Origin of the sequence: Mesorhizobium sp. M7A.F.Ca.CA.001.08.2.1, assembly GCF_003998455.1 — a bacterium.
GTDB lineage: Bacteria > Pseudomonadota > Alphaproteobacteria > Rhizobiales > Rhizobiaceae > Mesorhizobium > Mesorhizobium ciceri.
In genome coordinates this window covers 1-9,856 of the sequence record NZ_RZPW01000156.1, presented here as the reverse complement: position 1 = coordinate 9,856, position 9,856 = coordinate 1, and the positions used below count along the sequence as shown (strand labels likewise).

The 9,856-nt window shown below is 59.7% G+C and carries 10 protein-coding genes and 1 pseudogene; 1 reads left to right on the top strand and 10 read right to left on the bottom strand.

Translation table 11 applies throughout. The features are described 5' to 3' along the window. Positions 1–65: 65 nt before the first annotated feature. From pqqD to EN914_RS11965, 7 genes are all read right to left on the bottom strand, one after another. Complete coding sequence (pqqD, locus tag EN914_RS12000) at positions 66–362, bottom strand: pyrroloquinoline quinone biosynthesis peptide chaperone PqqD (protein ID WP_024504366.1); 297 nt, start codon at positions 360–362, stop codon at positions 66–68. Further along, positions 359–1,117, bottom strand: a complete 759-nt coding sequence (gene pqqC, locus EN914_RS11995; RefSeq protein WP_024504367.1) for a pyrroloquinoline-quinone synthase PqqC — start codon at positions 1,115–1,117, stop codon at positions 359–361. Before pqqC ends, pqqD begins: the two co-directional genes overlap by 4 nt. Further along, positions 1,114–2,052: a pyrroloquinoline quinone biosynthesis protein PqqB gene (pqqB, locus tag EN914_RS11990; RefSeq protein WP_013532075.1), complete on the bottom strand. Its 939-nt coding sequence runs from the start codon at positions 2,050–2,052 to the stop codon at positions 1,114–1,116. The genes pqqC and pqqB overlap by 4 nt, the downstream gene beginning before the upstream one ends. 415 nt (positions 2,053–2,467) lie before the next feature. Continuing rightward, the gene (locus EN914_RS11980; RefSeq protein ID WP_024504368.1) at positions 2,468–3,028 is read right to left on the bottom strand and encodes a PQQ-dependent catabolism-associated CXXCW motif protein; all 561 of its coding nucleotides are present in this window, start codon (positions 3,026–3,028) and stop codon (positions 2,468–2,470) included. After that, positions 3,025–3,918 carry a quinoprotein dehydrogenase-associated putative ABC transporter substrate-binding protein gene (locus tag EN914_RS11975; protein ID WP_013532072.1) on the bottom strand — a complete coding sequence of 298 codons (894 nt, stop codon included), beginning with the start codon at positions 3,916–3,918 and terminating at the stop codon, positions 3,025–3,027. Before EN914_RS11975 ends, EN914_RS11980 begins: the two co-directional genes overlap by 4 nt. Next, positions 3,890–4,414, bottom strand: coding sequence for a c-type cytochrome, methanol metabolism-related (locus EN914_RS11970; RefSeq protein ID WP_127389091.1), 525 nt, complete (start codon positions 4,412–4,414; stop codon positions 3,890–3,892). Before EN914_RS11970 ends, EN914_RS11975 begins: the two co-directional genes overlap by 29 nt. A gap of 178 nt (positions 4,415–4,592) precedes the next feature. Then, the gene (locus tag EN914_RS11965; RefSeq protein ID WP_128278335.1) at positions 4,593–6,368 is read right to left on the bottom strand and encodes a methanol/ethanol family PQQ-dependent dehydrogenase; all 1,776 of its coding nucleotides are present in this window, start codon (positions 6,366–6,368) and stop codon (positions 4,593–4,595) included. Positions 6,369–7,180: 812 nt separating this feature from the next. Here EN914_RS11965 and EN914_RS11960 point away from each other — a divergent pair. Beyond that, positions 7,181–7,534 carry a hypothetical protein gene (locus EN914_RS11960; RefSeq protein WP_024504369.1) on the top strand — a complete coding sequence of 118 codons (354 nt, stop codon included), beginning with the start codon at positions 7,181–7,183 and terminating at the stop codon, positions 7,532–7,534. Between the two features lie 123 nt (positions 7,535–7,657). Here EN914_RS11960 and EN914_RS11955 read toward each other — a convergent pair whose 3' ends face one another. The 3 genes and pseudogenes from EN914_RS11955 to EN914_RS11945 all read right to left on the bottom strand — a co-directional run. After that, on the bottom strand, positions 7,658–8,521 hold the full coding sequence (locus EN914_RS11955) for a quinoprotein dehydrogenase-associated SoxYZ-like carrier (protein WP_013532068.1): 864 nt from the start codon (positions 8,519–8,521) through the stop codon (positions 7,658–7,660). A gap of 118 nt (positions 8,522–8,639) precedes the next feature. Further along, positions 8,640–9,602: a quinoprotein relay system zinc metallohydrolase 2 gene (locus tag EN914_RS11950; RefSeq protein WP_024504370.1), complete on the bottom strand. Its 963-nt coding sequence runs from the start codon at positions 9,600–9,602 to the stop codon at positions 8,640–8,642. A gap of 34 nt (positions 9,603–9,636) precedes the next feature. Further along, a pseudogene (locus EN914_RS11945) lies at positions 9,637–9,856 on the bottom strand (ABC transporter ATP-binding protein); the annotation flags it as partial.

The window sequence follows — 9,856 nt, the reverse complement described above, 5'->3', positions numbered from 1 at the left end:
GCATTGCAGCGGGCAGCGATGCGTCAGTTCCGCCAGCATGCCGATTGGAGGGAGGAGGGGCGTGCTCATAGCCTCACCAGCAGCTTGTCCGACCATTCCTGCAGGAAGGCGATGACGTCGGTCGCCACGGCCTCCTGTTCGGCCTCATAATCGGCGGCAAGGCCGGCAATGATGTCGCCGACCGTGGACCGTCCATCGCAGCGTCGCAATATGTCGAGACTGACATCGTTCGGCCAGAATATCTTTTCCGGTGAAAGCACGGCGAATGCCTGCCGCAAGGGATCGTATTGTATGCGCACGTGCTTCGGCAGCGAAGGTACCGATCGCAACGACACCACAGCTCTTTCGCGCAGCGCCGTCATAGGGCTGCCTCGGGCTGGAAGGCGCCGGGCGGTATGTTTCCCCGCTCGCCATAGGCGTGTTGAAGCGCGTCAAGCATGGCCCAGAGTATATCGCATTTGAACACCAGTGCATCGATTGCCTGCTGCTGGCGCTCCGCCGTATCGGCGTGGCTGAGCACGTAGTCAAGGGCGAAGTCGGCGTCACGCGAGGCCTGTTCGGGCCGTTGCTTGAAATAGGCCAGCGTATCCTCGGTGATGTAGTCGTATTTGGCCAGCATTGCCGGCACCCGCTCGCCGATGATGAGTGGCGAGAACATCTCGGTCAGCGAGGACGCGACCGCCTCGAACAGCGTCCGGTTTGTGCAAAAGGAAAGGTAAGCGCCCACCGCGAAGCGTGTCGCCGGCAGTGCCAGCCTTTCGCTCTTCACGGCCTCGGCGTCCAGGCCGAGCGAAGTTGCCAGATGCAGCCAGCGCGCGATGCCGCCGCTCCAGCCGTCCTCGCCGTCATGATCCTCGATCCGCTTGCGCCACGCGGCACGAAACGCTGGATCCTCGGCATGTACGAGTATCATGGCATCCTTGCGTGGGATGACCGCCTGATAGCAATAGCGGTTCAGCGCCCAGGCCTTCATCTCGGCCTTCGACAACGCGCCGCTGGTCATCCTGTGGTGAAAGGGATGGCGATTGTGATAGCGCTCGGCGCCAACCTGCCTCAGCACGGCTTCGAGAGCGCTCGTGGAGAGTCCGCCTTTGGCTGCATCGCGGAAGTCGCTCAAAATTCCATCTCCATACCGTCGTTTGCGATTTCCCAGCCTGCCGCCTTGACCGCCGCGTGTTCGGCGGAACTCTCGTCAAGGATGGGGTTGGTGTTGTTGATGTGGACGAAGACGCGACGGCCGACCTTCACATTGGCCAAGCCTGCAATCGAACCCAATTCTCCCGAGATCGCCAGATGCCCCATGCGCGCGCCGGTTTTCTGACCGACGCCGGCGACGATCATCTCGTCGTCGGTGTAGACCGTGCCGTCGAACAAAAGACAGGCGGCATCGGTGAGACGCGCGCGTAGCCGCGCATCGATGCGCGCGCAGCCTGGGATATAGAAGACGGAGCCGCGGCTGCCGATGCCGGCAATTCGGACTCCGATCGTGTCACCTGCGTCGGAGCTGAAATTGGCATCCGGATGGTCTCTATCCTCCAGATAGAGTGCTATCTTCCCGGGCACGGCAAAGGGCTCGATCATTACGCCGGTATCGCGGCCTTCTGCGTCGCAGATGGCCAACTCTTTCGCCGGCGGCAGGATGCGCCGCGGCACAAGCGCTGGATCGAGAACGTTGAAAATCGAATTCGCCTCCAGCGTCGCCAGAACCTGCGCCGTTGCATAGATGGCGAAAGGCTGCCGCTCGCGCAGGCTGAGCAGTCCGGCGATATGATCGACGTCGGCATTGGTCAGCACCACAGCGCGAATAGGTGTCGAGCGCAGCGGCGCATCGCCCGCAGGTTGCAATTCAGGTGTTGCAGCGATTTGCTGGCGAATGTCGGGCGAGGCATTGAAAAGAACCCAGCCCAACCCGTCCGCCGAGGCGGCGACACTTGACTGGGTTCGTGGATGCACGCTTGCCATGCCGTTGCGAGCCGCACGACTGAGACGGTAGTTGCAGTTCCATTGCGGAAAGCCGCCGCCCGCCGCCGATCCGATGATCCTCAAATGCATGAAAATGCCCGCGCGCCGGCTTCTCTGACCTGCAGGCAATTTGCAGTCACAAACAACACTCCGCGCGCTTTGCGTGCGTCAAAATCTTTCACGAAAATCCCATGCGGGGAGGGGATGCGCGCCCCTGTCGCCAGGGACGCGCACCTCTGCGGCCTACTTCTTGGGAGTAATTTCAGCAGGCAGATACCGTGAAATTTCGAAGCCAGCGGCAACCTGACACATGGTCGGTTTTTTCCAGTTCTTCTTCATGACATTTCTCCTCTTATACCAGCCCGAAGGGACCGATCCTGTCGTTAGCCAACCATTGCAGGGCACCGACGCAATGGCTCGTCCATCAAGTTTCAAAATGGACAAATGAAACAATAGGTTTTGAAAAATTGAAAACAAACTATCGAGAATAATTGCAGTCCTTATTTCAATTGTTCGTTGCGTAGGGTTTCTTCTCCTCCAGTGGAAGGTTTGCATCTTCCCATCCATCGGCCCCGAGCGGATACCAGATCACTGAACTGTAGCCCCACTGGACGGCCCGTTTCGCCGCATTCCACGACATCCAGCAATTCGTCATGCAGTAGAACAGAACCGTGCGCGACTTGTCCGTCCCGGCCTTGGCCGCGAGGCCTTGGCGAAAATAGCTGGCGGTCTCCTGCGAAATAGCGCCGTATCCCACATTGGCCAGCCATATGCTGCCTGGAATGTCCTTTCTGACCTTGTCTCTCCATATCGTCCCTGCCGGCAAATTGGCCGGTTTGGGCGTGTCCGGCATCACGTCGAAGAAGATCGCCTTTTTCGTTCGCCACAGCGCTTCCGCTTCCACCGTCGTCACCACCCTCGCGCCTTGCAGCGTCCGCGGTACCGGCGCCCGATAGTCGTCCATCCGGAAACCGCTGGGTTCGGCGATGTCGCCAGCCCATGTCGGCTCGGCCAGACCCAGAAGGCTCGCGGCGACCAGCACGAAAATAGTCTCCCTTCCATTCATTGGGTAATCAGGTTGTCGTGTTCGTCGATCAGCGGCACGTTGTAGCTCAGCAGGATCCTGGTGATCTCCGCCTGGTTTTCCCTGATCACCCGGTTGAGCGTCCGCTTCCATTCCTGGTCCGACGGACGTACGCCCATGGTGATGCGGTAAGACATGCGCGAGCCGGTTTTTTCCTTCACCAGTGGAACGATCGTCACATCAGCTCCGAGTTCCTTGGCGTAGTAACCTGCCATCGGTCCCCACAGCACCGCCGCATCGATCTTGTGTGCCAGCATGTCCTTGATCATGACCTCCCCCATTGATGGGGTGACGCGCGTATCCACCGCAAGCGGATAGATCTTGGCGGTCCGCAGAAGCTTGTTGGCGGCCATGTTGGCGGTTGGCGGCGTGCTTTCAACGACGCCGATCGTTTTGCCTGTGAGTCTGGGATCCTCGATCGTTTCCACGCCTTCCATATCGTGGCTTTTCGGATGCACCAGCACATAGGCGGAGCGATAGTAGGCGTTGGTGTTCTGCACCAGCTCATCGCCTTGGGCATAGCCCATGATGATGTCGCATCGGTTGGCCCCCAACGTATTGCGCACGAAGCCGGTGATCGTGGGAAACCAGGTGTAGGAGACGGACTTGCGCCCGGTTTTCGCGGCAACCAGTTCGGCCAGCTTGTTTTCGAAGCCTTCGCCGCTCTTGTCGGTGAAGGGCATATTCGAAGGATCGGCGCAGACGCGCAGAATGTCAGGGTCGACCAGTTCTCCCGCCGCGCCAAGGCCGGCGCTTTGCGCATGCGCGTTCGACGGCAGCAAGGCGAGTGTGCCGAGGATCGGCAGAACGACGCGCAGCTTCAATGCATCGCGGCCGATCATGTCATCCACCCATGCAGGATGCTTCGGCATCCTTCGCCGCCTGGGCCTTGTCTTCGTGCTTGGGCGGCCTTCCGCGGGGCGCCGCGCCATCCGCGCGCGCGCGCAGATAGACGTAGAGATCGTCCAGGTAGCAATAGACGTTCTTGTTGTCGCCAAAGGCAGGCATGACGTTTTCCTTGCCGCCGCCGACATTCTTGCGGCCTTCGGCGACGATCGAGAGGAATGTGGCGTAATCCATGGTTTTCAGGCTGTTGACCAAAGCCGGCGCATAGCTCGAACCTGTCGCGTCCTGTCCGTGGCAGACATGGCAATCGGAATGATACCGGCGGTAGCCGCTGAACGTGTACCAATCGACGGTTCCGTTTTCGATCTTGTGGGTCGGATTTCCATCCGCATCCAAATACTTGCCGCCTTCTTCCTTTACCGCCTTGGCTTTTTCCATGCTGTCGTCGGCCCGGGCGAGGCTCGAGCTTGCCAGAGGCAGCAGAGCCAGGACGAAAGCCGAAATTACAATGCGAACGGACATTCAAACGCTTCCTTCATTTGCCAATGGACACGGTTTTGCTGTCGCGACCGGCATTGATCGGTGTTTTTGGGTGCGTAACCGAATCGAGAGCCCGGCCATGGCTTCCGGATGTCCGGGCTCTCGTTCTTCAAGCCTTTGGTCTCACAAGACCTGAGGCATGCTCAAGGTTCCCAGCGCATCAATCCGGGAGACCGAAGACGGTGAGCTGACCGCCCAGCGTCGTGTAGTCGGCAAGTGCCGCGTAGCCGCCGACGGCACCCAGGCCAGCTGTACCAACGACAGCGGCTTGGTCGCCTTGCGCGCGGCCCTGATCGACGGCGCCATGCCAGGCAGCGGCGTTGTCAGGCGAAAGCAGGCCGCCTGCCAGGCCGATACCAGCCCATCCACCGACGCCCGACAGAACGGCGATATACTGCTTGCCGCCCTGCTCGTAGGTCGTGATGTTGCCGATGATGCCGGACGGGGTCTTGAACTTGTAGAGTTCCTTGCCGTCCTTATCGACCGCCTTGATGTAGCCTTCGAGTGTACCGTAGAAGACGACGTCGCCATCTGTCGCCAACGCGCCCGACCACACCGAGAACTGCTCGGGCTTCGACCAGACGATCTCGCCCTTGGCCGCATCCCAGGCAATGAAGTTGCCCATGTTGCCGTCGCCGCCAGGTGCGGGATACATCGACACGGTGGCGCCAACATAAGGCTGACCGGCGGTGTAGCTCACCTTGTAAGGCTCATAGTCCATGCAGACATGGTTGGTCGGGACATAGAACAGCCCGGTCTTCGGCGAATAGGCCGCCGGCTGCTGGTCCTTCGTTCCAAGCGCCGCCGGGCAGATGCCCGTCGAGTTGGTGTCTTCGCCGTTCTGCTGGGTCGAATATTTCGCCACGACCTGCGGGCGACCATACTGTTCGCTCTTGGGGTCCATGACGACTTCGGTCGCCCAGTTCACGGCCGGATCGTATTTCTTGGCGACGAGAAGGTCGCCGGTGGCGCGATCCATGGTGTAGGCAAAACCATTGCGATCGAAATGCACCAGCACGTCGTGCTTGGCGCCGTTGACCTCCATGCCATCGACGAGGATCATCTCGTTGATGCCGTCATAGTCCCATTCGTCATGCGGGGTCATCTGGTAGAGCCATTTGGCAACACCAGTATCCGCATCGCGGGCCATGATCGTCATCGACCAGCGATTGTCGCCGGGGCGTTGGACCGGGTTCCACGTCGAGGGATTGCCGGTGCCATAGTAGACCAGGTTCAGCTTGGGATCATAGGAATACCATCCCCATGTCGTGCCGCCGCCGGTCTTCCACTGCTCGCCTTCCCAGGTGTTCGTGCCGGAATCCTTGCCAACCGGCTTGCCGAGTTGCGTGGTCTTCTCGGGATCGATCAGGGTGTCTGCGTCCGGACCTTCCGAATAGGCTTTCCAGGCGAGTTTGCCATCTTTCAGATTGTAGGCGGCCAGCCAGCCGCGAACGCCGAATTCGGCGCCGGAGACGCCGATGAGCACCTTGTCCTTGACGACGACGGGGGCAGCCGTACCGGATTCGCCTTTGCCGCCATCGGTCTGGTCGCCGTTCTTGACCGACCAGACGACCTTGCCAGTCTTCGCGTCGAGGGCGACGACCGTGGTGTCGGCCTGATTGAGAATGATCTTGCCGTCACCATAGGCAACGCCACGGTTGACCGTATCGCAACACATGATCGGAATGACGTTGGGATCCTGCTTGGGCTCGTATTTCCAGAGGATCTTCCCGTCATTCTTGAGATCGAGCGCAAAGACATTGTTCGGGAAAGGCGTGTGGACATACATCACATCGCCGATGATAAGCGGTCCACCCTCGTGGCCTCGTAGCACGCCGGTGGAAAAGGTCCACTTGACCTGCAGGTTCTTCACATTGTCCGCAGTAATCTGGTTGAGTTTGGAATAGCGGGTGTTGGCGTAGTCACCCGTCTGCATTGCCCAGTTCTTCGAATCCGAAGCCAGCTTTGCAAGGTCCTCGTTAGCCGACGCCGTATAGGCCGCGCCGAGCGACAGAAACGCCGCAGTCGTTAGAATATAGGTAGCTTTCGTAAGTACACGCATCCGAATTCCTCCCGAGGTTCATAGTGATGAATCATTTGCTGAGCCCACAAGGGCTTGCCCAAGCGATTCACGGGGGGGAAATATTTCCGGCAGCGTGTCACGACCTAAGCCAGATGTGCAGAGGGCACCGTTACTGCCCACCTCACCTTGGCCTACGAAAGACTGTCGCCGCTCCCTAATGACGGTGACGCCCTTGAAGCCGGAAACAGGGTGAGGCTATGTCATCGTAAAAGGCTAGGCAAGCAAAAAAGCCTGCTGGTGTTTTTGCACCGCAATATCGTAAATGATGCGGTGCAATATAAGAAAATAAGCAGGACGGTATTTGTTAGATAAAGTATTTATGACCGCGAAATAACGATGGGGCACATAAAATTTAGTTATTTTTTGATTTTTACATTTCGCCTAAGCGTTGATTTTATTTGGAGGTATTCGCTTCGATGTCTCGGCATGGTCATGCGCGTGCTCCATTGGGAATCGATAGTGGGCCAAGCATGAGATGATCGTTGGAGTCGGGGCGTGGAGCAGGCCACGGAGCCGCCATGCGGAACCACGGTCGACAAGCCCCGCATTCCTCCTTTGGTCGCATACGGAAGCCATGGGCGCTTGACTGACTCTGCTGCACGTTGCCAACTGCCACGGTGATCCCGACTGGGCGCATCGCGCCTAGGCTAACCGGAGGTTTTCCCGTGATCAGATATGTTGGATTTTCGACTTTGCCGCTGCTCCTTGCCGCGCCGCTGGCCTTCGCAAACCCCGCGGGCGCCGCGGGTGATTACCCGACAGCAACGATCGCCGACTACGTGCTCGGCTGCATGCAGACGAACGGCCAGACACGTCAGGCGCTGGAAAGCTGTTCCTGCTCGATCGACGTCATCGCCTCGATCCTTCCCTACGACCACTATGAGAGAGCCGAGACTTTCAAGAGCATGTCTTTGACCACAGGCGAAAGCGCGGGGCTGTTTCGCGAAAGCGCACCGGCGAAGGCAGCCCGTACCGAATTGAAGCGCGCGCAGTCGGAAGCCGACGTGCGCTGCTTTTAGAGCCTGCTCCATCCGGAAGCCGGATGGAGCTTCGTCCTCTGCCTGGGCGTGATCTTCCCGAACGAGCTCCATTTTCGGGATCAAGTGGCAAGCACCGGCAGTCCAGCGCAAGATATCGAGACTTCAGAGTCCCGCTGTCTCGAGCGGCCACTGATTGCGAAATGTTTTGCCGTCCGTATCGATCGCTTCAACCTGGATTTCGCCCTTGCCGTGCACGGTGAAATCGAATCGGAAGTTGGGATCTTCCGAAATCGATATTCCACCTTCCATGGAGAGGATCGGCCGGCCGGCTTGGGAGATCGACAGTTTCTGGACAAAATGCGCCGGTATGAAATATTGGGTCAGCGGATCCCGCTGCAGCCCCGAATTGTTAGGGTGCCGGATCATCAACTGCAGTTCCTCGGTCTTGGTCATCGTCTCTTTGGGCGGGAACTGGCGCAGCTTCATCTGACCCATTGTCGCGTTGGCCTCGTCCTGGTTCTTGACCGCAGGGGCGGAGCAGCCACCTGACGCCTTGACGAAGGTCTGTACCATATGGAGTTGACCACCCTGCGTCTCAGCGATGGCACGCAGATAGGAATAGTCGTTGACGCGCACGCGCGTCGACAGATGCGTCACGCCGGCATCCTTGCCGAGCTGGAACGTTGCCGCCACCGGTGCAGGGTTCGCGTCGATGATCAAGGTAACGGATTTGATGCCGTCTGGCGCCTTGGCTGGATCGAGATAGATGTCGACGGGCACGATGGCGGCATCCTGCGCCCGCTTTGGTGCTTCGATCCTGACGACGCCGGTATCGACCAGAATTGCCCGATCGCCGAACACGTCGCCCTTCAAGTCATGCCAGATTCTATCCGAGGACGCGGTTGTTTGCTGTGCGTTGGCGGCTCCCGAGGAGCCGAGCAACGTGCCGATGGTCAAGATGATCGCGGCGAAAACGGATGCGAGCGGCAAGGCGAGCTGCCGGCTCGAGTAAGCTTGATTTTGCATTTCGATGCCTCCACCAATGCAAGACAGGTGGTGCCCAGGCTGGCGTTGAGGATAAGCCTTTGGCGACGCCTTGGCAAATCGCCGTGCTTTACGGCCGCCTGGCGCATGTCGGCGTCGTCTATTCCCATTCGAGTTCGGCAAATGCGGCCGTTGCGTTGCGCTCGTTGTAATCGTCGAACAGGTGCCAATTGTCCCGTTCGCTTCCGCCTGCGGTTTTGACTGCTTCGCGCAGCGGCGTTCCGTCGGCGATCGCCTTGCGGATATCGCGCGCCAGAACCTCGAAATAGCGTCGCTCCCCCGCCAGTGCCTGTGGCCAGTCGGCCGTTACAGGACCATGACCTGGAACGACGCGCGCGGCGTCGATCGCGGTGAGTGCATCCATCTGGCGGAGCCATCCAAGCAGTGATCCGTCGAGCGTCGGCAAGGAGCCCATGAACACCAGATCGCCGGCAAAGAGCGTTCTGGTCGCGGTATCGAATACGGTCAGGTCGTTGTCGGTGTGCGCCGCCTTCCATGCCCGCAGTTCGATCGTGCGCCCGCCGAGGTCGAGTTGCAGGTGATCGTCGACCAGCCTGGTCGGCGACACGATCTCGACCCCCTCCATCAGCGCCTCGCCAAGCTGTTCGCGATAGTTGTGCAGATAGAACGCGCCACGCGCGTCGAGGGCGCGCGGCAGATTGCGGTGACCGACGATGGTCGCGCCGATCTCCCGGAATGCCGCATTGCCGAAGATGTGGTCGGGGTGCATGTGGGTGTTGACCAGGAAGCGAACCGGCTTTGCGGTTACCTTTCCGATCGCGGCGAGAAAGGCGTGCGCCTCGATCAGGCTGCCACCGCTGTCGATGACGGCAACCGCATCGGTACCGATGACGGCGCCCAGATTGCAGATCGCACCGTCGTTGGCGGCGGTCATCAATTCATCCGTGCCCTGGAAGGCGAAGACGCCGTCGGCGATCTGCCTGAGCGAGAATCCCAGGTTGCCAGCCGCGGCTCGTCCGAGGCAGCACGGCAGCAAGGCGGCGCTGGCGGCGGTACAGGCGAAGCCACGCACAAGCCTGCGTCTTAGCCGATCGATCGACATGAAGGCCTCCGATATGCATTTCACCTGCAGGCGATCAGGTGACGTCCGGAAATCTATGATGGAACGACCGCAGAAGGTCGCTCATCACCTGCGAATTGCGATGTTGCCGTGGCAACCGTACGTCGAACACGCCGAGCACATGGGTTGGCCGCGGCGCGAGCACGATGATGCGGTCCGACAGCATCAGTGCCTCGCGTAGATTGTGCGTCACCATCAAGGCGGTCGTGGGCCGTGCCGACCACACGGTCAAAAGC